Genomic DNA, 23,349 nt, shown 5'->3' with positions numbered 1-23,349 from the left:
AGCTTCCAGGACGACGAAGGGTTCCCCGATGGCAGTGCGGCGCGTGGTCTCTCTGGTCCCCTCCTTGACGGAGGCGATCGCGGCGACCGCGCCCGCGCTGCTGGTCGGCGCGACCGACTGGTGCACCCACCCGGCCGAGCTGGCCGTCGAGCGGATCGGCGGGACGAAGAACCCTGACGTCGCGCGCGTCGTCGGGCTTCGTCCCGACCTGGTCGTGGCCAACGAGGAGGAGAACCGCGCGCCCGACCTCGACGCGCTGCGCGAGGCCGGGGTCCCGGTCCTGGTCACGCGGATCCGCACGCTCGCCGAGGCGTTCCCCGCGCTCGACGCGCTGCTGACCGAGGCCTGCGGCCTGTCCCGGCCGGAGTGGCTGGACCAGGCCGAGGCGTCGTGGGCCGCGATCCCGCCGCCTGCGGCGTACGTACCGGCGATCGTCCCGATCTGGCGCCGACCGTGGATGGTGCTCGGCCGCGACACGTTCGCCGGCGACGTCCTGGCCCGCCTCGGCGTGCGGAACATCCATGCCGACCACGCCGACCGTTATCCGAAGCTGCCGCTACCGGAACTCCTCGAAAGCGGCGCCGAACTCGTGGTGCTCCCCGACGAGCCCTACGCGTTCAGCGCCACCGACGGGCCGGAGGCGTTCCCCGGCCTGCCCTCGGCACTGGTCTCCGGCCGCCATCTCACCTGGTACGGCCCCTCGCTGACGGAAGCCGCCGCCGTACTGCGCCGTCAGTTGGCCGCCACCGCGTAGCGCAGCAGGACGTTGTCCGAACCCTCCCAGGTGCGGGCGTCGATCAGCGACATCGCGGGCGCCTTCCCGCCCTCGAACGCCGCCACCCCGTCACCCAGCACCACCGGTCCGACCATCAGGTGCAGCTCGTCGACCAGCCCGGCGGCCAGCAGATCGGTCCACAGTGTCCGGCTGCCCCAGACCACGATGGCGCCTTCGGACTCCGCGCCCTGCTTCAGCTCGGCGACGGCCTGGTGCGCCGCGGCGCGGCGGACGATCGTGGTGGTGTCGGTCCACGGCGCGGTCCGGTCCGTGGTGAGCGTGTCGGAGACGACGACCTTGGCGACCTGGTTGTCCAGGCGCGAGAACTCCTGCTGCACCGGGCCGAAGGCGGGATTGCCGTCGACCGTGGGCCAGAACCCCTTGAACCCTTCGTAGGAGACGCGTCCCAGGAGCGTCGTTCCGGCTGTGTGCATGCATTCCAGGTTGTACTCGTCGAAGGCATGGTCCATCGGCAGGACCATGACGTCGCCGCCGGGGCCGGCGACGTAGCCGTCGAGGGACATGATCGCGATGACGATGACCTTGCGCATGGGATGCCTCCGGTGAGGGTGCGGCGTGCGCCTCTCGCACGCTTCACCGGGGTAGAGACAAGCGCCCCCGCGAACTCATCGGTTCGCGGCGGGATTCTCCGGAAAGAGTTCCGGAATCCCGAACCGGCGCGGCAATTCCGGATCGAGGAACCCGCTGACCTGCGCTATCCGCCCGTCCCGCAGGGACAGCAGGTTGATCGCGCCGAGCCGGAACGGCGCGTCGGGGGTGTGCCGCTGGTAGCAGGCGAAGCCGAGCTGGCCGTTGACGGAGATCGGCCGCAGCCGCCACGGCGTGGCGAAGATGCCCTCGGCGAAGAAGGCGGCGACGTCGTCCCGGCCGTCGAACCAGGCCGGCAGCGGCGGCATGGTGAAGCGGACGTCGGCGGTCAGCAGGTCCACCAGGGCCGCGACGTCGGCGCTCTCCCAGGCGCGCACGAAGTCGTCGACGAGCGCCCGCACGCCCTCGGGCCCGAGCTCGGCCAGCTCGCCGCGCTGCCGGGCGGACCCGGCGCCGGGATGGGCGCCCATGGTCTGCCGGGCCCGTTGCAGGGCGCTGTTGACCGAGGCGACGGTGGTGTCGAGCAGCTCGGCGACGTCGGCGGCGGAGAACTCCAGGACCTCGCGCAGGATCAGCACCGCGCGCTGGGTGGCGGGCAGGTGCTGGAGCGCGGCGACGAAGGCCAGCTCGACGCCTTCGCGCCGGAGGTAGGACTCGGCCGGGTCCGGCCAGGGTTCCAGCCAGACCGGTCCGGTGACCGGTTCACCGAGATCGTCGCCGCTCTTGCGGGAAGGCCCGAAGTCGGAGGACACCAGGCGCCGCGACCTCTGCGACCCGAGCCGGATGCAGGCGTTGGTGGTGATCCGGTACAGCCAGGTCCGCACCGAGCTGCGGCCCTCGAACGTGCCCAGGCCGCGCCAGGCGCTGAGCAGCGACTCCTGGACGGCGTCCTCGGCGTCGAACGGCGAGCCGAGCATGCGGTAGCAGTGCGCGGTGAGCTCCTGCCGGTAGGGCGCCATCAGCCGGTCGAAGGCCGTGGAGTCGCCGTCGCGCGCCGCTGCGAGCAGCGCCGATTCCGGTTCGGCGGGTTCGGCGAGGTCGGTGGGTTCGGTGGGTTCGGTGGGTTCGGTGGGTTCAGCCAGTTCGGCGGGTTCGGCGGGCGCGTCGGCTTCGGCGGGCGCGACCGGTTCGGCGGGCGCGACCGGTTCGGCGGCCAGGTGGACCTCGTTGATCGGCTGGTCCGGCTCGAACTCGGCCCGGCCCAGGCGTTCGAGGAGCACGTCCTTGATCTGCTCGCGTAGCGGACGCCGCTCGATCGCCATTCCGACTTCACCTCTCCTGCTCCACCGTCGCCCACATTGTTCCGCACCCCGCACCGCTTTTGGCGCCGGTGCCGACTGTTCGCCTCACGCCGTCCCGGCATCGACCAGCGCCGCCGGCACCCTGCACCACGACGGCGTGACCCCGTCGGTCTCCAACAAGTACTTCGCGCTCGAAGGACTCAAGCGCTACCGCTACGACACCGCCTTGGCGACCGGTCAGCCGAGAGCGGGCCCGGCGGTGTCGACACCGCCGGGCCCGCGCCATCATCGGGTCGTCACCGCGCCAGCAACGCCCTGACCTGCGTCGCCGTCAGCGGCTGCTGATACGCCCGCACGTCCCGCACCGCGCCGTTCAGCCGGCTGACGATCGAACCGTTGGTCCGGCCGAAGCCGATCGTGAACGCGCCGTTGGAGTTGACCGCCTTGCTGTTCCCGAAGGCCGCCGAGCTGCGGAGCACGCCGTCGAGATAGATGTGCATCATTCCGGCCGCGGCGTCGAACACTCCGGCGACGTGGTGCCATTCGCCCGTCGGCACCGTGGATATGGCGCTGATGCTCGTCTCCGACCCGTCGCTGTGGTACCGGGTGAAGAACCAGGTGTGGGTGCTGAGCGCGTATTGCAGGCAGAAGGACTGCCAGCCGGTCGTGTCCTGGCCGACCAGGATCGCCTGGTTGCCGGGCTTGGTCGTCAGGTTGGCCCAGCCGGCGACGGTGAAGCTTCCGGAGGCGCCGGTGTTCAGGACCGGGCCGGCGGTGGCGATGCCGCTGGTGGTGCCGTTGAGGGCGGCGACGCCGCCGACGCCGGCGATGTGGCTCCACGCGACCTGGGTGGCCACGGCGTTGTGGCGTCCCCGCTGGTCGTGCACGACGGTGCCGGAGGTCTCGTCCAACCGCCAGAACGCCGCCGCCTCGGGCTCCAGCCGCACCTCGTCCAGCGCCTGCCGGTAGACCCGCACGTCCCGGACCGCGCCGTTGAGGTAGCCGTCGGGCCGCCCCTGGAAGCGGGCCGCGCCGATCTGGAGCGCGCCGGCGGAGGCGAAGGCGTGGCCCGGGTCCACCTGGAGCGAGCCGAGCCGGGTGCCGTTGACGTAGATCCGCATCTCGGTGAAGCGGTTCCCGGCGTCGGTCTGCGCGTCCGGGTCGTAGACGCCCGCGACGTGCGTCCAGACGCCCGCGGTCTGCGGCACCTTGCCGACCACCCGGTGCACCACCGGGTTGGCCACGTCGGCGGCGGCCCGCTCGAACACCCAGCCGCCCAGGGCGGTCGAGTAGGTGAGGCTGAAGGCGGAGACCTGGACGCCGGACTGCGACACCACGGCCGCGTACCTCTGGCCGTCCGGGAGCTGGTTCATCCGGACCCACGCCGACACCGTGAGCGGCCGGCCCGGCGCCGTGTCGAGCACCGCCTTGTCCGTGGCGACCGTGCCGTTGCCGACGAAGTTGGCGAACCCGCCGATGCCGTCCGAGGAGGAGAAGGTGACGTTCGTGGCCGTGGCCGCGAACCGGCCGCGCCGGTCCGGCACCTTGCCGTCGACCAGGCCGGTCAGCGCCCACGCGGCGGCCGGGGTGGCGAGCGAGCTCGCCAGCAGCATGCCGTAGGCGTAGCCGTGCAGCCCGGCGTAGACGCGGCCGTTGCCGTCGGAGGCCAGGGAGGTGTCGAAGTCCAGGAGGGTGGACACCAGCGTGCTCATCAGCCACTGCTGCTGGAGGCGGCCGGTGAAGACGTCGATCTCGTAGACGTAGCCGTCGCAGGCGGCGAACAGGCGCTCGGCGTGGTAGAGCATGGCGACCGGGGCGTGCTCGCGCAGGTTGCTGAGACTCTCGGTGCTCCACAGCGCCTGCTTGCCCCATTTGGCGTCCAGCGGCAGCGCGTAGCCGACGCCGTGGCTGCCGATGAACAGGCGGCCGCTGTCGGAGGCCAGGTGCGCCGGCTGGTCGGCCAGTCCGGTGTCGTGGAACCGGACCCGATCGACGATCCCGCCGTCGGCGGGGTCCAGCTGGTAGGCCCAGCCGTTGACGGCGACGAACAGCTTCTCGTCCGCCAGCAGCACGCGGGTGGTCCCGAACACGCCTTCCTCGCCGAGGTGCTCCTTGGTGGCCCAGACCCACTGGTCGTGCCACTTGCCCTCGAGCCGGAGGCCGTAGGCGGCGGAATGCGTGCCGGCGTAGATCAGATTACCGTCGGAGACCAGGTCGACCGGGTACTGGCCGGCCGCCCACCAGTCGCCGAGCGTGACGCGCTGGAGCTCGCCTCCGGTGAGCCGGTCGAACTCGTAGAGGTAGCCGTGGCAGGCCGCGAACAGGCGGGTGCCGACCAGCAGCAGCGCGACCGGCAGGAGGCTGTCGCTGCCGCCGAGCCGCTCGGTGCTCCACTTGGGGCGTTCGCCCCAGGCGCCGTTGCGCGGTATCGCGTGGACGTGGCCGTTGATGCCGACGTAGACCAGGTCGGCGTCCATGACCATGGAGCTGACCTTGCTGCCGAGCGTGGTGTGGGGCAGCGCGATCTTCTTGTCCTTCAGCAGGGCGCCGGAGGTGGCGTCCGCCTCGTAGAGGTAGCCGTCGGAGGCGAGGAACACCTGGCGGGCGTCGGGCAGGATCGCGACCTCGTCGAAGACCACCTTGTCGCCGAGGCCGGTGCTCCACTGCTCGCCGATCGGCTGGTCGCGGGACACCACGCCCAGGCGCGGGGAGCCGAGCTGGAGCAGCAGGTCCTTGAGCTTGTCGATGAAGGGCTTGAAGATCGTCTCCTCGACGCGCCGCTGCTGCCCGGTGGCCCAGGTGCGCAGGTCGACGAGCTGGCCGTCCTCCTCGCGGCGGACCCGGGTCGGGAAGCGGCGCATGATCTTGGCCTGGTCGGTGCCGGTCTGGCCGGTCTTGATGAGGTCGTCCAGCGCGTTGCGGGACATCTGCGCGGTCTGCGCGGTGTTGAGCACGCCCTGGCCGCCGTTGGCACCGGACAGGAGGGTGTCGTCGCCCCAGAGCTCGTACGGGGCGGGCTGATCGACCGAGGCCACCCACAGCGACTTGCCGTTGTACTCGTCGTGCAGTTCGGCGGCGGCGAGTTGGGAGGCGGCGCTGGTGAGGAAGGTCAGGTAGTCGAGGTAGCCGGTGAGCTGGCCGGCTTCACGGCCCGGGCCGTTGCCGCCGCCGGTGGACCGGATGGCCAGCCGGCGCAGCTCCTGGACGGTCTGCGGGTCGTGGGAGACACCGGAGAAGGCCGGGTTGTACAAGTCCGCGCCGGCCTGGAGGCCGGGCTGGAGCGCGGCGGTCATGTAGCGGAGCACGTGGTGGTCGGGAAGCAGGTCGCTGTTCCCGGCCCACTCGACGAACCACTGCATCACCAGCGTCTTGTCGATGAGGTGGCCGGCCGCGAAGGAGTCCTCAAGGAAGTGGTCGGCGTAGCCGCCGAAGTTCCGGGCCTGACGCAGGTCCTCGGCGTTGTTGGTGCGGTGGTACTGGGTGGCGTAGTGCCGGGCCCAGGTGTTCGCCGTGCGCCAGCGCTGCCAGGAGTAGGGCGCGAAGTGGCAGGCGTTGCGGGCCAGCAGGCCGCGGTAGTGGTCCTGCCCGGCCGGGCCCATGCCGGAGGTGAGGCGGTCCAGGGCGTCGGTCTCCAGGATGGCGTCCACCAGGCCGTTGCCGGTGGGGCCGAACGGGGAGAGGGCGAAGCGGACCGCCGGGTCGTGGCCGTCGAGGATCTTCTTGAACTGGTTGTAGCTCTCCTGGCGGATCACCTGCAGGATCGGCATGAGGATGTCGGCGCCCATGCTGTCGACCTGCTCGGGGTTGGCGAGGTAGTCGGGCAGGGCGTTGACGTCGCCGTAGGTGGCCAGGACCCGGTTCGGGCCGAGGCGGATGGTGATGATGTCCTTGTCGACGGACCAGATGCGGTTCTCGTCGACGGAGAAGGGGTCGTAGCGCCAGAGCTCCATGAGGCGGATCTGGCGGTCGAGGGTGGTGCGCCAGGCGCCGGATTTGGTGGAGACCTCGAAGAGGTCGAGGGGTTTGCCGTCGCCGAGCCAGCGGTGTTCGAAGGAGGCGTGGAGTTGGACGGTGGGGGTGGGGGTGGTTGTGGATGTGGATGTGGATGTGGAGGTGAGTCCGCGGGAGGGGCCGGGGGTCAGGTGGGTGGGTGGGGTGGTGCCGGCGATGAAGTTGCTGGTCGCTATGGAGTGGCCGGGTGCGGTGGAGTGGCGGGCCGAGGTGGAGCGGCTGGTCGCGGGGGCACCGGTGGTGAGGCGGCCGGCGAGGAAGGCGTCGGCGAAGCGGTCGGCGGCCCGTTCGGCGGCTTCGGCGGCTTCGGCGGCTTCGGCGGCTGCTTCGGAGGTGGTGGTGCGGGCGGAGGCGGTGGTGCGGGCGGAGGCGGAGGCGCCGGATACGTTGCCGGAACCGAAGCCGGCGCGGCTGGTGAGCGCGGTCGCCTGTTGCACGGTGTGCGCTACTTCATGCGCCAGCAGATGCCGCCCGGCGGCGGTGTCGGGCCGGTAGGCGCCGTCGCGGAAGAAGATGCCGGCGCCGGAGGCGAGCGCGTCGGCCCCGTAGGCCCGCGCGACCGCGTCGGCGGCCGGTCCGGTGTGGATGCGCACCGCACCCAGGTCCACACCCGTCGCGCGCTCCAGGTCCTCGCGCAGCTCGGCGGGCAGCGGGCCGCCCTCCCGTGGTGCGTCCCAGGCCTGGGCCAGTCTGGATCGTGCCGAATCCTTGGTGCCCATGTGCGATCCCCTCCCGTTGCTCATTGGACATGCGCACCTAATAGAGCCGCGGATTCCGGGTTACGTACGCGGCGGCAGGAATACCGGGAGAACCACCTCGGTTCATACCCTGCGGGGTATTTGGCAGAGAGCCCCCCAAAGAGCGAGGAGGCACGGCTGTGGCCGTCGTGGAACTGACCAAGGAGACCTTCCCGGAGACCGTGGAGGGCGAAGGCATCACGCTGGTCGACTTCTGGGCCGACTGGTGCCCGCCGTGTCGCGCGTTCGCGCCGGTCTATGAGAAGGCCGCCGCCAAGCACGGCGACATCACGTTCGGCAAGGTCGACACCGAGGCCGAGCAGGAGCTGGCGATGGCGTTCGAGATCCGCTCGATCCCGACGCTGATGATCGTGCGGGACGGGGTGACGCTGTACTCGCACCCGGGGGCGCTGCCGGAGGCGGCGTTGGAGGACCTGATCGCGCAGGCGCGGGCGCTGGATATGGATGAGGTTCGGCGGGCTTTGGCGGAGAAGGATGCGGGTGAGTCGGCGAATGCTGGGGTGTGAGGGGTGGGGCGGCGCTGCGGTTTGAGGTGTGGGGCGGCGCTTCGGTTTGAGGGGTGGGGCGGCGCTTCGGTTTGAGGTGTGGGGCGGCGCTTCGGTTTGAGGGGTGGGGCGGCGCTTCGGTTTGAGGTGTGGGCTGCGGTTTCAGACCAGGGGCCCGGCGTCGGGCCCCGGTCCGGGGCGGTCGGGCGGGCCGGGGCGGCTGGTCGGGTCGGGTCCGTTTGATTCTGACTCCAGGTCGGCGGTGATGGAGTCGGCGAGCGAGAGGTAGCTCTCTTCCTCTTGCAGGGTGTGCAGGCGCAGCACCGCGTAGAGGCCGTAGAGGACCAGTCGGAGCTCGGCGATGTCGGCGGATCCGAGGTCGTCGCGCCGCACCAGGCGTCCCAGGGCCCGGATCTGGTTCGAGATCTCGGTGTGGGCACGGCTCATGGTCGCCATGGGGTCGACGCCGCCGAGCGCCTCGGCCATGGCCGGGTAGAGGAGTTCCTCCTCGGCCTCTTCGTGCGGCAGCACGTCCTCGACAAGGTCCCGGTGCAGCTGGCGTACGCGGCGCAGCTCGTCGGCGGAGGGCTGGTCGGCCAGGTCGTCGGCGACCGTGCGCATCCGGTCCAGGACCGCCCACACGGCGGTGTGCTCGGCGGCGAAGCGGCGCGCCAGTTCGGTGGTGCGGTCGTCGAGGCGGACGGAGTCGGCGTCGGCATCGGGGCGCAGGACCCTGAGGGCGTTGAGGATGGCGGCCAGGTCGATGCCCTCCTGGAGCAGCGCGCCCCAGGCGGCCGGGAGGTAGCCGAAGGCCGCGACCAGCATCGCGACACCGGAGGCGGCCATTCCGCCAGCCGCGCTCTGCAGCGCGATGCGCTTGGTGCGGCGGGCTACGGCCTTTGCTTCGGCGAGGCGTTCGAGGCGGTCGACGGTCAGTACGACGTCGGCTGCTTCGGAGGAGGCGGTGGAGGTGGAGGAGGAGGCTGTGCCACCAGCTCCGATGGCCACGCCGACGTCGGCGAGGGCGAGCGCGGGGGCGTCGTTGACGCCGTCACCGACCATGCCGGTGACGGCGTTTTCTTGTTCGAGGCGGACGAGTTCGGCTTTGAACTCGGGGGTGCACTCGGCGAAGACCCGGTCCACACCGGTGACCGAACCGACGGCCTCCGCGACGGGACGGCGGTCGCCGGTCGCCATGACGACGCGTTTGATGCCGCCGCGTCGCAGGGCCCGGATCGTGCGGGCGCTGTCGGGGCGGACGGGGTCGTCGAAGAGGAGGACGCCGACGGGGCGGCCGTCGATGCCGACGAAGACGGTGAGGGCGCCGTCGGCGTCGGAGCGGCGGCGGGCGGTTTGGGCCCAGGGGGATGATGCTGCTTCGGGGGCTGGGGAGGCTCGTTTGAGAGCTGGTGATCCTTCGAGGGCTGGTGATCCTTCGGGGGCAGGGGATCCGTCTTCGAAGGCTCTGGCGGCGAAGGCGGCTTTGCCGATGTGGACTTCGTGGCCCTCGACGCGTCCGCGCATGCCTTGGCCGGTGATTTCCTCGGCGTCGTGGGGTGCGGAGAGTTCGAGGCCTCGTTCGTGGGCGGCGCGGACGACCGCCGTCGCCAGGACGTGCGTGGAGACCTGGTCGAGCGAAGCGGCGAGGCGGAGCACGTCGTCGGCTGACACGTCTTCGGCGGTGACAACGCCCCCGAGGGTGGGGCGGCCGACAGTGAGGGTGCCGGTCTTGTCGACGATGAGGGTCTGCACATCCGCGAGGCGTTCGAGGACGCCGCCGCCCTTGACCACGACGCCACGCCGCGCGGTGAGGGAAAGGCCGGCGACCATCGCGACGGGCACCGCGAGGATCAGCGGGCAGGGGGTCGCGACGACGAGGGCTGCGACAGCACGGCTGGCCTCACCGGAGAGGATCCACGCGAGGGCACAGACGATGAGGGTGAGGGGAAGGAACCAGGCGGCGATGCGGTCGGCGGCGCGCACAGCGGGGGCCTTGCCCTGCTCGGCCTCGCGGACGAGGCGGAGGATGCCGGCGTAGGTGCCGTCCTCGGCGGTGGAGGTGGCGAGGAGGTCGAAGGGGGCGCCGGCGTTGACGACGCCGCTGCGGAGGCGGTCGCCGCGCCAGTAGTCGACGGGGAGGGGCTCGCCGGTGAGGGCTGATTCGTCGAGGGTGGCGGTGGCGGTGGCGAGGGTGCCGTCGACGGGGAGGACTTCGCCGGTGCTGATGATGAGGATGTCGTTGGGGTGGATGGAGGTGGTGGGGATGGTTTCTACGGTGGTGGGGGTAGTTTCTACGGTGGTGGGGAGAGTCTCGATGGGGGTGGGGGTGGGGGTGGGGGTGGGGGTGGGGTCGGGTTCAGCTTTGGCCTTGGTTTCGGTTTTTGTTGGGGTTTGGGTTTGGGTTGAGCTTTCGGAAGCGAAAACCCGCCGCCGCACAGTCCGAGGCGCCCGAGCAAGCAACGCCTGAAGATCCCGCCGAGCCCGCCCGGCCGCTGCCGCTTCGAGCGCTCGGCCGCCGGCGAGCATGACGGTGATCAAGGCGCCGGCCAGCTGTTCCTGGACGAGCAGCGTTCCGATCAGCGCGAGTAGAGCGATGATGTCGGCGTCGAGGCGGCGTTCGAGGAGTGCGCCGATCACCCAGGTGAGCGAGCAGATGACGCCGAGGACCGCGACCCCGCCCCAGACCCACTCGGCGGCGCCGTGTGCCCCCGCACACCAGGCGATGCCTCCGGCTGCCAGGCCGCACAGGGCTGCGGCCAGGATCAGCTGGTCGGCGTGGGTTCGAAGTCGGGATCGCGTGTCCTCCACGAACCTCTATTTCAACATGTTGAGGGGTGAGGGGTGGGATGGTGGGGGTGAGGTGATCATCGGCGTGTCGGAAATCAAAGTCGCAGATCAAAGTCAACTGCGCCTCCGGCGGCCCCTCCGGGGAGGGCCTCGCTCTGGAAAGAGTGGGGCCGGGCGGGCTGGCGCGGCCTTGGTCGGTGGTTCCGGTTTCGGTCCCGGCCTTTCCGTCGCATCGTCGCCTAAAGGAATCACACCGCCCAGGCGGTATCAAGGCGACCCTTTGGGTGCCGTGCCCCAGCTCATGCGAGCCTTGACACCGCCTGGGCGGCGCGATTGGCTACGCCCGCCGACGCGACGGAAAGACCGGAACCGAAGACCTAACTTTGGCAAAAAGCGAGGCAGCCGGTTGCGATGACCACCCTTTTTGCTGGCCGCCGCCGGTTGAGGTGGTGGCGAGGCGACCGGTCGCGATGACCGCTGGTCCTGCTGGCCGCCGCCGGTTGTGATGGTGGGACGGCGACCAGTTGCGCAGCCGGTGCGGTAAAGCTGGCCGCCGCCGGTCGCAATGCTGCTGCGTTGAGCCTGGCCCTGGCCGCCAAGCAACCACTCGCGAACTTCACTGCTCCGGGCGGCGGCGATCCCGTGGGGGGCGCCGCCGCCCGGTCGGCGGTCAGTCGGCGGCGGAGGGCCGCAGCTCGTAGATCGGGTTGTACACGGCGCGTTTGCCGCCGGTTGTTGTCACGCGGCCTCGGACCACGATGCGGCGGCCTGGGACTATGCCGGGGATTTCGCGGCGGCCGAGCCAGCTCACTGTTACGGAGCCGGTGCCGTCCCAGAGGTCGGCTTCCAGGACGGGGACGCCTGCGCGGGGGCGGAGTCGTACTGTGCGGAGGGTGCCTGCCAGGCAGACCTGTTCGCGGTCGGGGCAGTCGGCTATCGGGGTGGCGCCGGAGGGGGTGACTGCTTCGGAGAGGGTGGCGGCTTCCAGTTCGGAGTTCTCCAGGGTCAGGTTCTGGAGGCGTGTGCGTTGGCGCGGGGGTTTGGGCTTGGTCATCGCGCTCCCGTGGAAGGAGGCCTGCGCCTGGGCCTTCGCGCGTTCTATGCGGGCGGTGGCCGATTGGAGCTGGTAGGGGACGGCGGCCACTACTACTCGGCGTTGGAACAGCAGGCGGCTCTTGAGGCGCAGGGCTGATTGGTTGTGCAGCACCTGTTCCCACCAGTGTCCGAGGACGTACTGCGGAATGTAAACAGTCACGACGTCGTCGGGGTTCTCGGAGCGGAGGCGTTTCACGTACTCGATGATCGGGCGGGTGATTTCGCGGTAGGGGGAGTCGATCACGGTCAGGGGGACCGGGATGTTGCGGCGTTCCCACTCCGCTTTCAGGGCTTTCACCTCGGCGTCGTCGAGGTGGACGGTCACGGCTTCCAGGCGGGTGGGGCGGGTGGCGCTGGCGTAGCCGAGGGCGCGGAGGGTCGGGAGGTGGAGTTTGGAGACCAGGACGATCGCGTGGTTGTTGGCCGGGAGGCTGACGCGGGTCTCGTCCTCCATCAGGGCCAGTTCGCGGGCCACGGCGGCGTAGTGGCGGTTGATGCTGCGCATCACCAGCCAGATCAGCGGCATGGCCAGGACGACGATCCAGGCGCCCTTGGCGAACTTGGTGACCAGGACGATCACCAGCACGGCCGCTGTCACGCCGGCGCCGACGGCGTTGATCACGCGGGAGCGTTTCATGCGGCGGCGCTGGAGGCTGTCGGCGGTGTCCTTCAGGAGGCGGTTCCAGTGGCGGATCATGCCGGTCTGGGAGCAGACGAAGGAGACGAACACGCCCACGATGTAGAGCTGGATCAGGCGGGTCGGGGAGGCGTGGAAGGCCACCACCAGCAGGGTGGCGAAGCCGGCCAGCATGATGATGCCGTTGGAGAAGGCCAGGCGGTCGCCCCGGGTGTGGAGCTGGCGGGGCAGGTAGCCGTCCTTGGCCAGGATCGAGGCCAGGACCGGGAAGCCGTTGAAGGCGGTGTTGGCGGCCAGGACCAGGATCAGCGCGGTCACGAACTGGAGCAGGTAGAAGAAGGGCGAGGAGCCGCCGAAGACCGAGCGGGAGACCTGGGCGATCACGGTGCGGGGGGCCTGGCCGGCGGGCAGGCCGGAGAGGTTGGCGGCGTCGGCGGCGTGGACGTGGCCGGCCAGGGCCAGGGCGGTGACACCGGCGAACATCGCCACCGCCATGCCGCCGAGCAGGGCCAGGGTGGTGGCCGCGTTCTTGCTCTTGGGCGGCTTGAAGGCGGGCACGCCGTTGCTGATCGCCTCGACGCCGGTCAGGGCCGTGCAGCCGGAGGCGAAGGCGCGCAGGAGCAGGAAGATCAGCAGCACGCCGTTGTAGTGGGTGGTGTTGACGATCTGGTAGTGCTCGCTCTCGGCGTGCAGCCCGTGGCCGAAGAAGATCCGGATCAGGCCGGTCACGATCATGATGCCGACGGCGACCACGAAGCAGTAGGTGGGGATCGCGAAGGCGGTGCCGGACTCGCGGACGCCGCGCAGGTTCAGCAGGGTGATCACGGCGATCACCGCCACCGAGATCAGGACCACGTGGTCGTTCAGCGCCGGGAAGGCCGACGCCAGGTTCGCCACCCCGGAGCAGACCGACACCGCCACGGTGAGGATGTAGTCCACCATCAGGGCGCTGGCCACGGTCAGGCCGACCTTCGGCCCCAGGTTGGTGGTGGCGACCTCGTAGTCACCCCCGCCGGAGGGATAGGCGTGGACGTTCTGCCGGTAGGAGGCGACGACCACCAGCATCAACAGGCCGACCGCCAGGGCGATCCACCAGGTGAAGTGCAGCAACGCCAACCCGCCGGCGCTGAGCACCAGCAGGATCTCCTCCGTGGCGTAGGCCACCGACGACAAGGCGTCGGAGGCGAACACCGGCAGCGCGATCTTCTTCGGGAGCAAGGTCTCGCCGAGCATCTCGCTGCGCATCGGACGACCGACCATGACCCGTTTAGCAATCCCCAAGGCACTAGGCACGCCCGCGATGCTACGGCCGGGTTTCTCTCAATGCACTAGAGGCCCCCACGTTTTTTCTCACGCCTTACCCACGGTTGCCGCCCGCGCACACCGGGAAGACATCCGGGACGCTCACCGGTTCCTCACGGCTGGAAGCGGTAGCCCATCCCCGGCTCGGTCAGCAGCTGCCGGGGGCGGGACGGTTCGGGCTCCAGCTTCTGCCGCAGCCGGGACAGGTAGAAGCGCAGGTAGCTGCCCTCCGGCTCGTGCTCGGTCCCCCACACCTGCGCCAGCAGCTGCTTGCTGGACACCAGCCGGCCGGGGTGGCGCAGCAGGGTCTCCAGCACCGCCCACTCGGTCCGGGTCAGGCGCACCGTCTCCGGCACGCCGGCGGGGGCCTGCGGGGCCCGGCGGACGGTGTGGGCGGCCAGGTCCACCAGGTGGTGGCCGACCGCCACCACCGGGCCGGCCGGGTCCTCCGGCTCCGAGCGCCGGATCAGGGCCCTGATGCGGGCGGCGAGCTCGTCCATGGAGAACGGCTTGGTGACGAAGTCGTCGGCCCCGGCGTCCAGGGCCTCCACCTTGTCCCAGGCCTCGGTGCGGCCGGAGAGCACCAGGATCGGGACCGCGCTCCAGCCGCGCAGCCCGGCGATCACCTCGACCCCGTCGCGGTCCGGCAGGCCCAGGTCCAGCACCACCAGGTCGGGCGGACGGCGGGCGGCGGCGGCCAGGCCGGCGGCGGCGTCGGCGGCGACCGCCACGTCGTAGCCGCGCGCCGAGAGGTTGATGCGCAGGGCCAGGAGCAGCTGGGACTCGTCGTCGATGACGAGGACGCGTTTCATCCGACCGTTCCTTCCGGTCCGGCCCGCTCGCCGGCGGGCACCGTCACCACCATCGTGAGGCCGCCGCCGGGCGTGTCCTCGGGCCGCAGCGTCCCGCCCATCGCCTCGGTGAGGCCGCGCGCCAGCGCCAGGCCGAGGCCCACTCCGGCGGCGTTGTCCCGGTCGCCGAGGCGCTGGAAGGGACGGAAGACGCTTTCGCGGTCCGCCTCGGCGATCCCCGGTCCGTGGTCGGCGACGCGGATCTCCACGGTGCCGGCGGCCGGCGCCGCCACCGCGATCTCGATCGGCGAGGCGGTGTGCTTCGCGGCGTTGCCGATCAGGTTGGCCAGGACCCGTTCCAGCAGCGCGTCGTCCGCCATCACCGGCGGCAGGTCCGCCGGCAGCGGGAGCGCCCTGACGCGGCCGGCGGCGGCCGGCACGTCGTCGACGGCGCGCGGGAGGACTTCCTCGACCGCGAACGGCTCCAGATGCGGTTTGAGCGCGCCGGATTGCAACCGCGACATGTCCAGCAGGTCCTCGACCAGGCGGGACAGCCGGCCGAGCGATTCGTGGGCCGCGCCGAGCAGCTCCGTGCGGTCCTCCTCGGACAGGTCGAACTGCGGGTCGCGCAGCGTTTCGACGGACGCCCGCGCGGCGGCGAGCGGCGTGCGCAGGTCGTGCGAGACGGCGGCGAGCAGCGCGGTGCGCATCCGGTCGGCGGCCTCCAGCTGCGCGGCCTCGGCGGCCGCCTGGGTGGCGCGCCGCGACAGTTTGCCGGAGTACTCCACGACCGACGCCACGGTGATCGCGACGATCACGAACGCGGCCAGCGCGATCACGTCGTTGGTGCCGGCGATGCGCAGGTTGTGGACCGGCGAGACGAAGTAGTAGTCCATCAGGAGCGCGGACCAGATGGCCGCGACCAACGCGGCGACCATGCCGCACAGCCGCGCGACGGCGACGAGCGCCACCAGGTAGATCAGCACCTGGCTGCTGAGGTTCAGCCGCTCGGTCAGCCCGGCCAGGATCACGGTGAGCACGGGCGGCACGACGGCCGCGGCGGCCAGGCCGCGCCGACGGCGTCCCAAGTCGCGCATGCTGTGCAGCATATTGCGCGGGGACGATCACGCGCGATCATGGGAACATCACCGCCCGGACCGCCCGAGCGTCACCGCCCGAGCCCTCCGCACCGCCCGACCGTCACCGGGCCGCCCCACAACCAGGCCGTCTGACAACCAGGCCGGCCACAACCAGGCTGCCTCACGACCAGGCGCCTAGCAACCACGCCGTCTCACGACCAGGCCGCCTGACGACCACGCCGCCTCACAACCGGTCCGCCGGACCGATCCGCAGCAGCCCGCCGTCCGGATCGGTCACGGCGAACACCGTCGGCCCGAACACCGCCGGGACCGGCACGTCGAGGCACTCCACCCCGTAGGCGGTCCATTTCTCGCGGAGTTCCTCGGGTTCGGCGACCCGCAGGTACCAGCCGGCGGCGTTGTTCTCGGGATCGGTGTCCGGCGCGGGATAGAAGTGGACTTCGGCGTCGTCGTAGCGCAGGCGCAAGTAGTCGTCGGCGGCGTCCACGACGGAGAAGCCCAGGAAGCAGTGGAAAGCGCGGGTGCGCTCCAGGTCGGCACTGGGCAGGACCGGGACGGAAGTGGCCATGGTTCCAGCCAAACCCCGGCCCCGGATCCCGGCCAGAGCCCCTCACGGAACCCTCACGCGGCTCCCGGCCATCCTCACGGGCCTCCCACGCGCTCGTCGAGCTCGCCGTCGCCGAGCAGGAGTGCTGCCCGTTCTTCGACTCCCGGTTCCAGGTGGACGGCCCCGTGACGCGTCTGGAGATCCGCGCCCCGGGGCCGCGCTGGAGATGCTCGCCGGGCTGCGGCTGGGTGTGGGGGACAGCCCGGCGAGCGCTCAGGGCCGGCTCAGCCGGTGAACGGCTCCCACTTGTGGCTGAAGTACCACGTCGACTGGGAGATCCCCGAGCAGTTGTCGGCGCCGGCGGTGCCCACGCAGCCGCCGTTGTCGCGCTGCGAGGCCCACATCGAGATCTCGTTGATCCCCTTGCTGTTGGCCCAGTTCAGCACGGTGGTGGCGTCGGCCGTGGTGAAGGTCTCGGGCTTGCCGTAGTCGTCGATGCCGGGCATCTCGGTCACGCCGACCATCGCCCACAGCTGCGCCGTGGTCTTGGTCGGGTAGAGCGAGTGCAGGTAGCTCTCCAGCCCGGCGCCGGCGGTCTCGGTGGCGGTGGCCATCTCGTGCGACCCGCCGGTGTAGTAGTCGAAGGTCATGATGTTCACGACGTCGACCCGCGTGCCGTTGGACTTGGCGTTGCTGAGCACGGCCTTGCCGCCGGAGTCCAGCCCGTCGGTGTTGGTCGGCAGGGTGTAGGAGACCTGGAGCGACCGGCCGGCCGCGGTGGCCCACGCCTCGACCTGCTTCAGGGCCTTGTTGCGGCGGTCGATGCCGGCCGAGTTGGTCAGCGAGTCCTGCTCGATGTCGAAGTCGACGCGGTGCAGGTTGTACTTGGTGATCACGTTCTCGATCGCCGAAGTGATGGAGGAGACGCTGGTGCAGCTGTCCGCGATCTCGGTGTTCGTGGTGTCGGCGGTGTAGCCGCCGAAGGACGGGATGACGTCGCCGCCGCCGGAGCGGATGGTGCTGATCGCCGAGGCGAAGGTGCTGCCGATGGGCTGGCTGGTGTCGCCGTTCCAGTAGACGGTGCAGGAGCCGGACTTGCTGGTCTGCACGAACGCCATCGACAGGTACTTGGCGCCGGAGTTCTGCGCGACGGTCGCCGGGTTGTCGCCGGTGTAGGCCTCGAAGTAGGGCGCGAAGATGTGCGCGGGCAGCGCGGCCGCGGCGGCGATGGTCGCCGGACCGGCCTCGGCGGACGGCGCGAGGGTCAGCGTGGCGCCGAGCGCGGCGGTGGAGGCGGCGATCGCGGCGGCGGCCAGGCGGAAGCCCCGGCGGCGCGGGGCGCGAGGCCGGGCTGCGGAGAGTGCGGAGAGCTCTGTCATGAGTGCGGATCTCCTTGTGGGGGAGGGTTAGTTAACTTAACTAACGCTTCTGTCCGCGCAGAGTAGGCCGCTCCCGGCGGCCCGTCAATACCCTGCGAACGCAGGCCCGGGACCGCCCGCGCGACCGCCGGACGCCCTACTCTGCGTCCATGGACAACCGTGCGCCGCGGCCCACCTCCGGCGTCACCGCCGCCACGCTCCGGGAGATGAACATCCGGACGGTGTGGTCGGTGATCGAGGGCGGGCACCCGATCTCCCGCGCCGAGATAGCCCGGCTCACCGGGATCTCCAAGCCGACCGTCTCGGTGCTGCTGGAGGAGCTGCTCGCGATCGGGCTGGTCACCGAGTCCCCCGACACCGCGCGCGATCCCTCGCACGGCGCGGTGTTCTTCGGCCCGAAGCCGGACGGCGTGCACGCGCTGGCCCTGGACCTCGGCGCGAACCGGCTGCGCAGCGTGCTGGCCGGGCCGGGCACGGTGATCGCGGCGCGGCGGGACGTGGACGTGCGGGGCCTGCCGGCGCCCCGGATGGTGGCCGCCGCGGCGGAGCTGGCCGACACGCTGATCGCCGAGGCCGGGGTGCGGCCCGAAACGGTCCGGTACGCGGTGGCCGGGGTGCCCGGCGTCGTGGACCGGCACACCGGACGGGTGTGGCAGGCCCTGAACATCCCGGCGCTGAACGGGTTCGCGATCGTCGACGAGCTCCAGGCCGCGCTCGGCGTCCCGGTCACCGTCGAGAACGACATCGACCTGGCGGCGCTCGGCGAGAACACCCACGGCACCGGCGCCGCGGCCGAGAGCTTCGCGTTCCTGTCGGTCGGCACCGGGGTCGGCGCCGGGCTGGTGCTGCACGGGCATCTGCACCGCGGGTTCAGCGGCGCGGCCGGGGAGCTGGACAACGCCTTCGACAGCTCGGCGTTCGCCGCCAACGACCCCTGCGCCGCCGCGATCCTGGAATACGCCGCGCCGCACGCCGCCGCGCTCCGGAGCGACGGCGGTCCGGTCACCACCGAGCTGATCTTCGATCGCGCGCGCGCCGGGGACGCCACCGCCGAGGCGGTCGTCGACGAGGTCGCACGCCGGATCGCCGCCTACATCGCGGTGCTCGCGGCGGTGGCGGACGTGGAGCTGATCATCCTCGGCGGCGGCATCGGCCTGAACGGCGATCTGCTGCTGCACCGGGTCGCGCGGCGGCTGCAGGAGCGGCTGCCGTATCCGCCGCGCCTGGAGGTGTCCGCGTTAGGCGACGGCGCGGTGCTGACCGGGGCCGCGGCGCTGGGGGCGGCGGAGGCCGTGGAGAAGGTGATCCGGGAGCGGACGAAGACCGGGTCGGGGTATTAGCGGTTCGGGGTATTAGCGGTTCCGCCGCCCGGTCATCGCCGCCCCGACCACCGCCAGCGTCAGCACCGCCAGCAGCGCCGCTCCGGCGCCGCGCCAATGCCCGCCGATCACGGCCACCAACAGCACCTGGGCCAGCACCACCGCCGCGCCCACGGCCCACCACAGGGTGCCGCCGGCCGGGCGCGGCGGTGGTGCTGGGTCCGCGTCGCCGTCCTGGCCGTCTCCCCCGGTTGTCGACCTGTCCGCTCGGTTCACCCCGCCGAGGCTATCGGCAGATTTCAGAGAACTTGTACGTCCACCGGTCCATCGGGCATCGTCAAGCCCTGAGATGGTCTCGATCGGGTCACGGCCGACGCAGGGCGGGAAATTCATGACAAAGGCTTCAGGGCGCCGCTCCAGACGGCCGACCATGGTCGACGTGGCCCGCGAGGCGGGCGTGGCGCTCAGCACCGTGTCCCGGGTGGTGAACCAGGACCCGACCGTCGGCGCCGAGTTCGCCCGGCGGGTGCAGACCGCGATCGACACCCTCGGCTACCGGCCGGACGAGCAGGCCCGCCAGTTGCGGCGCGGCACCAGCCGCACCGTCGGCGTCGCGGCGCGCGAGATGTCGGCCCGCAACCCGGTGCTGGCCGAGTTCGAGCTCGGCGCGCACCACGCCGGCCTGGTGGTGTTCGGCGCCTCCACCGCCGACGACGTCGAGCGCGAACGCGCGGTGGTGCTGTCGATGGCGCACCGCGGCTTCGACGGCGTGCTGGTGGAGCCGATCGGCACCGACCACTCGTACCTGGCCGCGGAGATCGCCTCGGGGCTGGCGGTGGTGGCGGTGGACCGGCCGATGAGCGGCCCGCCGACCGACGCCGTGCTGTCGGACAACGCCGGCGGCGTCCGCCTGGCCTACCGCCAGCTGGCAGCGCACGGACATGAGCGCATCGCCTACATCGGCGACCACGAACGGATCTTCACCGGCCGCGAGCGCGCGGCGGCGTTCCGGGCCTGCCTGGCCGCCGACGGGAAAGCCGTGGCGGGCCTGGTCCACACCGGAGAGACCGAGCAGGAGCGGATCAGCGCGGCCGTCCGCAGCGTGGCGGCGCCCGGAGTCCGCGCCACGGCGCTGGTGTGCGGGAACGTGACGACGACCCTGGCGGTGCTGACGCACCTGGCCGCGGAAGTGCCGCGGGCGGAGCGGCCGGCGATGGTGGGGTTCGACGATTTCCCGTTGGCCGGACTGCTCGACCCGCCGTTGACGGTGGTGGCCCAGCACACGACCGAGATGGCCCGTGCCGCACTGCGGCTGATGACGGCGCGGCTGGCCGAGACGGAGCGACCGGTGGAGACGGTGACCGTGCCGGTGTCGCTGCTCGCTCGGGGGTCGGGGGAGATCGGGCCGCGGACGTAGGGGGCTGCGACGCGGACCTCGCGGATCGCAGTGCACATCGAGGGTCGCAGTGCCCATCGAGGTTCGCAGTCCACAGAGCCATCTACGATGCGTGATAGCAAAACAAGAGGGTCCGGCCCGGGAGCGTGCTCCCGAGTCGAACCCTGCTCGCGACGCGATCCCACGACGGGCCAGGTCCCAGTGAACCCGCCGCAGTCCGGCGTCCCGACCCGCGTACGGCGCGCTGGAGCCGAGTGTGGGTCGACGAACCGTCCGTCCCCGCTACCCCGCCGGATGCTCGCGCAGCCGACTCGGAGACAGGTTCTACTACGGATCATCGTAGGCTCGAAGGGATGACGCCTCCAGCGTTTTACGTAGACGGAGTCACCCCACGGGCGGGGTTTCCTCGGCCATCACCGCCACCTGCCCCCGGTCGACCTCGAACGCCAACGTCAGCTCGGCCAGATGCCGGGGATCGGACAGCGTCCGCCCCGTCCGCTCCTCCAACCGCCGTAATCGGTACCGCACCGTGTTCGGATGCACATACAACCGCCGCGCGGCCTCGTCGGCCGAACCTCCGTTGTTGAGCCAGGCACCGAAGGTGTCGAGCAGCACCGCGCGGTCATCGGCCGGCATGTTCTCCAGCCCGGACAGGATCGCTCGCGACAGCCGGGCCATCACGTCGGGGGCACTGGCCGCGGCCACGGACAGCGCATCGCGCCCGAACACCACCACCTTGCCGCTGCCGACCGCGCCCCGCAGGGCGATCCGGGCCAGTTTCAGCGCCTGCGCGGTGCCGGTCAGGTCGTCGAACAGCGGGCTGACACCGACCCGCCCCGCGCTGCCGCTGCCCAGGGCCTCGATCAGCTGGTCCAGCTGGTCCCCGGCCCCGGGCAGGCTGGCCAGCCCGATCTCGACGTCGTGGAGCAGCCGCCAGGCCGAGATGATGCTGAGCTCCCGCAGGCCGTCCTCGATCCCGGCCACTCCGTGCTTCCCGGCCCCCGCCACCCGCGCGGCGATCACCACGTACGGGCCCGAATGCGGCAGCCGCAGGACGTCGGCGGCCTCCCACAGCTCCGGCTCCGACAAATGCCCCTCCAGCAGGGCCTGCACCAGCGCCGAGCGCCGCTGCTCGTGGCTGCGGATCCGGGCTTCGAGCTCCGAGCGGTAGCTGTCGGACATCACGTCGGTGAACCCGGACAGCCGCCGCCACAGCTCCGAGGCGGCGCGGACCGCGACCCGCGGGGCCACCTCGTGGTTCTCGGCGGCCTCGGCCAGGTGCTCCCAGACGAAGGACAGGAAGATCTGGTAGGCCTCGAACACCGCGGACATGGGCACGCCCTCGGCGGCCCGGGACCGTCCGGCCAGGTCGGCCGGGGCGTCTCCGTCGAGGGTGGGGTCGACCAGGCCTTCGAACACCACGCGGTAGTGCTCGGCGACCGAGCGGCGCAGTTCCGCCGTCGGCACCCGCTCCGCGTACGCCGGGATCTGGGCGTTGATGCGGGCGGTGACGGCGGTCGCGACTTCCCTGGTGCGTTCCAGCATCCTGAAGGCCAACGCACGGGCACCGGCCTCAGCCTGGTCGTCGTCCCCCATAGCTACGCATGGTAGCGAGCAGGGCACGTCCCGGAATGGGTTTTCCCACTTTTCAAGGTTTCCCGTCCTGGCCGGGGTCGGCGTCGATGACCCACCGCGTCCCGCCGCGCGGCCGCAGGTAGAACACCCAGTACAGGGCGGCGGCGGCAGTCGCGCCGAGCGTCCAGTACAGGTCGGAGGGCTGGGTCCGCCAGAGCTCGAACAGCACGCCGAGCAGACTGGCGACGACCAGCACCGGCACCACCGGCCACAGCGGCATCCGCCACGCGTTCTTGGCCTTGTGGCCGCCGCGCCGCGCCGCCAGGGCCGCGACCGCGACGATCAGGTAGAGCCCGGCGACCGCGACCCCGGTGATCCCGTTCAGCGTGTCGACGGGGGCGAAGCACAGCGCGGTGCCGGGCGCGCCGACGGCGAGCGTCGCGACCCACGGCGCGCCGAACCGGCGCGAGACGGTCCCGAGCGCCTTGTTGACCGGCTGCGGCCAGGCCCGGTCGCGTGCCGAGGCGAACAGGATCCGCGAGTTCTGGATCACCATGACGATGGCGGCGTTCACGATCGCCGCGGCGATGCACAGCGCCACGAACGCTCCGACCGCGGAGTCGCTCCAGCCCTTGACCATGCCGATCAGGTCGAAGTTGTCCTCGGTCAGCGCTCCGGGGCCGTCCGCGCCGAGGGTGATGGCGATGGTCGGGACGATGACGACGGCCGCGCCGAGTCCGAGCGTCCACAGCACAGCGCGCGAGACGTTGCGGCGCGGCTCCTGGATCTCCTCGGCGAGGTAGACCGCGGTGGTGAAGCCCTGGAGCGCGAACAGCGCGACCGCGAGCCCGACCATGATCGTGGCCATCGGCAGTGCGGAAGTGTGCTGGCCGTCGGACACCACCGGATGCACCAGAACGCTCGCGGACTGGTGGCTGTGGCTGAAGCCGAGGAAGGCGACGACGCCCGCGGCCACGACTTCCAGCACCAGGAAGATCCCGGTGATCCAGGCGTTGGCCCGCAGGTCGAACACGCCCATGACAGTGGAGGCGCCCATCACGATCGCGCCGGTAAGCGCCCCGTCGGCGGGCATGGCCGGGATGGCGGCGTGCAGGTACTCGCCGGTGCCGATGGCGATGATCGGCGGGATGATGAACGCCACCACGCCGGACAGGAAGAACGTCAGCCAGCCGGACACCCGCCCCATGAGCGAGCCGACCATCGCGTATTCGCCGCCGGCCGAGGGGATCAGGGTCCCGAGCTCGGAGTAGCAGAAGGCGACGCCGACGCACAGCACGCCGGCGATGCCGAGGGTGAGCGCGGTGCCGGTCCCCTGGGTGGCGAACAGGCCCGGGACGATGACGAACAGCGAGCTGGCCGGCGTCAGACAGGACAGCGTGAGCAGGACCGCGCCGATCAGGCCGAGGGAGCGGGCGAGTTCGGGCTTGCCGGGGGCGGAGGCGGTCGCGGTGGTGGTCGTGGCGGCGGTCGGAGAGCCCGAGGCGGACGGCCGGGTGATGATCTCGGTCATGCTCGGGTATC

General features: G+C 71.3%; 16 protein-coding genes and 1 pseudogene. 5 read left to right on the top strand and 12 right to left on the bottom strand.

The genetic code is table 11. From position 1 onward, the window contains the following. Positions 1 to 28: 28 nt before the first annotated feature. Positions 29 to 754, top strand: coding sequence for a helical backbone metal receptor (locus ABD481_RS09525; RefSeq protein ID WP_344665194.1), 726 nt, complete (start codon positions 29 to 31; stop codon positions 752 to 754). Here ABD481_RS09525 and ABD481_RS09520 read toward each other — a convergent pair. Continuing rightward, positions 733 to 1,326 carry a dihydrofolate reductase family protein gene (locus ABD481_RS09520; protein ID WP_344665193.1) on the bottom strand — a complete coding sequence of 198 codons (594 nt, stop codon included), beginning with the start codon at positions 1,324 to 1,326 and terminating at the stop codon, positions 733 to 735. The genes ABD481_RS09525 and ABD481_RS09520 overlap by 22 nt on opposite strands. Before the next feature lie 75 nt (positions 1,327 to 1,401). Further along, positions 1,402 to 2,646 (bottom strand): sigma-70 family RNA polymerase sigma factor, encoded by a 1,245-nt coding sequence (locus ABD481_RS09515; RefSeq protein WP_344665192.1) that lies wholly within the window; start codon positions 2,644 to 2,646, stop codon positions 1,402 to 1,404. Positions 2,647 to 2,782: 136 nt separating this feature from the next. Here ABD481_RS09515 and ABD481_RS09510 point away from each other — a divergent pair, with 136 nt between their 5' ends. Beyond that, the gene (locus ABD481_RS09510) at positions 2,783 to 2,944 is read left to right on the top strand and encodes a hypothetical protein (RefSeq protein ID WP_344665191.1); all 162 of its coding nucleotides are present in this window, start codon (positions 2,783 to 2,785) and stop codon (positions 2,942 to 2,944) included. On the opposite strand, the gene ABD481_RS09505 is transcribed toward ABD481_RS09510, so the two are convergent. After that, the gene (locus ABD481_RS09505) at positions 2,922 to 7,355 is read right to left on the bottom strand and encodes a LamG-like jellyroll fold domain-containing protein (protein ID WP_344665190.1); all 4,434 of its coding nucleotides are present in this window, start codon (positions 7,353 to 7,355) and stop codon (positions 2,922 to 2,924) included. The genes ABD481_RS09510 and ABD481_RS09505 overlap by 23 nt on opposite strands. Before the next feature lie 158 nt (positions 7,356 to 7,513). On the opposite strand from ABD481_RS09505, the gene ABD481_RS09500 reads away from it, so the two are divergent. After that, a complete protein-coding gene (locus ABD481_RS09500; RefSeq protein ID WP_344665189.1) occupies positions 7,514 to 7,900 on the top strand; it encodes a thioredoxin family protein in 387 nt (128 codons plus the stop codon). A gap of 141 nt (positions 7,901 to 8,041) precedes the next feature. On the opposite strand, the gene ABD481_RS09495 is transcribed toward ABD481_RS09500, so the two are convergent. The 6 genes and pseudogenes from ABD481_RS09495 to ABD481_RS09470 all read right to left on the bottom strand — a co-directional run. Beyond that, a complete protein-coding gene (locus ABD481_RS09495; protein WP_344665188.1) occupies positions 8,042 to 10,687 on the bottom strand; it encodes a heavy metal translocating P-type ATPase in 2,646 nt (881 codons plus the stop codon). 649 nt (positions 10,688 to 11,336) lie between these two features. Further along, positions 11,337 to 13,643 carry an amino acid permease gene (locus ABD481_RS09490; RefSeq protein WP_344665187.1) on the bottom strand — a complete coding sequence of 769 codons (2,307 nt, stop codon included), beginning with the start codon at positions 13,641 to 13,643 and terminating at the stop codon, positions 11,337 to 11,339. 170 nt (positions 13,644 to 13,813) lie between these two features. Then, positions 13,814 to 14,512 (bottom strand): response regulator, encoded by a 699-nt coding sequence (locus ABD481_RS09485; protein WP_344665186.1) that lies wholly within the window; start codon positions 14,510 to 14,512, stop codon positions 13,814 to 13,816. Beyond that, on the bottom strand, positions 14,509 to 15,588 hold the full coding sequence (locus ABD481_RS09480) for a sensor histidine kinase (RefSeq protein WP_344665185.1): 1,080 nt from the start codon (positions 15,586 to 15,588) through the stop codon (positions 14,509 to 14,511). The genes ABD481_RS09485 and ABD481_RS09480 overlap by 4 nt, the downstream gene beginning before the upstream one ends. Before the next feature lie 226 nt (positions 15,589 to 15,814). After that, a complete protein-coding gene (locus ABD481_RS09475; protein WP_344665184.1) occupies positions 15,815 to 16,159 on the bottom strand; it encodes a VOC family protein in 345 nt (114 codons plus the stop codon). 266 nt (positions 16,160 to 16,425) lie between these two features. Further along, a pseudogene (locus ABD481_RS09470) lies at positions 16,426 to 17,517 on the bottom strand (chitinase); the annotation flags it as partial. A 149-nt stretch (positions 17,518 to 17,666) separates the two neighbouring features. Here ABD481_RS09470 and ABD481_RS09465 point away from each other — a divergent pair. Next, on the top strand, positions 17,667 to 18,857 hold the full coding sequence (locus tag ABD481_RS09465; RefSeq protein WP_344665183.1) for an ROK family transcriptional regulator: 1,191 nt from the start codon (positions 17,667 to 17,669) through the stop codon (positions 18,855 to 18,857). A gap of 12 nt (positions 18,858 to 18,869) precedes the next feature. Here ABD481_RS09465 and ABD481_RS09460 read toward each other — a convergent pair whose 3' ends face one another. Then, complete coding sequence (locus ABD481_RS09460; RefSeq protein ID WP_344665182.1) at positions 18,870 to 19,112, bottom strand: hypothetical protein; 243 nt, start codon at positions 19,110 to 19,112, stop codon at positions 18,870 to 18,872. 115 nt (positions 19,113 to 19,227) lie between these two features. On the opposite strand from ABD481_RS09460, the gene ABD481_RS09455 reads away from it, so the two are divergent. After that, complete coding sequence (locus ABD481_RS09455; RefSeq protein ID WP_344665181.1) at positions 19,228 to 20,253, top strand: LacI family DNA-binding transcriptional regulator; 1,026 nt, start codon at positions 19,228 to 19,230, stop codon at positions 20,251 to 20,253. Between the two features lie 363 nt (positions 20,254 to 20,616). Here ABD481_RS09455 and ABD481_RS09450 read toward each other — a convergent pair whose 3' ends face one another. Together ABD481_RS09450 and ABD481_RS09445 are read right to left on the bottom strand one after the other, a co-directional pair. After that, positions 20,617 to 21,828, bottom strand: a complete 1,212-nt coding sequence (locus ABD481_RS09450; RefSeq protein WP_344665180.1) for a PucR family transcriptional regulator — start codon at positions 21,826 to 21,828, stop codon at positions 20,617 to 20,619. A 52-nt stretch (positions 21,829 to 21,880) separates the two neighbouring features. Further along, on the bottom strand, positions 21,881 to 23,338 hold the full coding sequence (locus ABD481_RS09445) for an APC family permease (protein WP_344665179.1): 1,458 nt from the start codon (positions 23,336 to 23,338) through the stop codon (positions 21,881 to 21,883). Positions 23,339 to 23,349 lie beyond the last annotated feature (11 nt).

Origin of the sequence: Catenulispora yoronensis, from assembly GCF_039531695.1 — a bacterium.
Classification (GTDB): Bacteria; Actinomycetota; Actinomycetes; order Streptomycetales; family Catenulisporaceae; genus Catenulispora; species Catenulispora yoronensis.
This window is presented reverse-complemented; position numbering and strand designations above follow the sequence as displayed.

Bases quoted from the DNA above. Each gene is read 5' to 3' on its own strand.
- ABD481_RS09475 (WP_344665184.1), bottom strand. From the start codon at position 16,159: ATGGCCACTTCCGTCCCGGTCCTGCCCAGTGCCGACCTGGAGCGCACC.
- ABD481_RS09485 (WP_344665186.1), bottom strand. From the start codon at position 14,512: ATGAAACGCGTCCTCGTCATCGACGACGAGTCCCAGCTGCTCCTGGCC.
- ABD481_RS09520 (WP_344665193.1), bottom strand. From the start codon at position 1,326: ATGCGCAAGGTCATCGTCATCGCGATCATGTCCCTCGACGGCTACGTC.
- ABD481_RS09505 (WP_344665190.1), bottom strand. From the start codon at position 7,355: ATGGGCACCAAGGATTCGGCACGATCCAGACTGGCCCAGGCCTGGGAC.
- ABD481_RS09465 (WP_344665183.1), top strand. From the start codon at position 17,667: ATGGACAACCGTGCGCCGCGGCCCACCTCCGGCGTCACCGCCGCCACG.
- ABD481_RS09450 (WP_344665180.1), bottom strand. From the start codon at position 21,828: ATGGGGGACGACGACCAGGCTGAGGCCGGTGCCCGTGCGTTGGCCTTC.
- ABD481_RS09445 (WP_344665179.1), bottom strand. From the start codon at position 23,338: ATGACCGAGATCATCACCCGGCCGTCCGCCTCGGGCTCTCCGACCGCC.
- ABD481_RS09515 (WP_344665192.1), bottom strand. From the start codon at position 2,646: ATGGCGATCGAGCGGCGTCCGCTACGCGAGCAGATCAAGGACGTGCTC.
- ABD481_RS09455 (WP_344665181.1), top strand. From the start codon at position 19,228: ATGACAAAGGCTTCAGGGCGCCGCTCCAGACGGCCGACCATGGTCGAC.
- ABD481_RS09480 (WP_344665185.1), bottom strand. From the start codon at position 15,588: ATGCGCGACTTGGGACGCCGTCGGCGCGGCCTGGCCGCCGCGGCCGTC.
- ABD481_RS09525 (WP_344665194.1), top strand. From the start codon at position 29: ATGGCAGTGCGGCGCGTGGTCTCTCTGGTCCCCTCCTTGACGGAGGCG.
- ABD481_RS09490 (WP_344665187.1), bottom strand. From the start codon at position 13,643: ATGCGCAGCGAGATGCTCGGCGAGACCTTGCTCCCGAAGAAGATCGCG.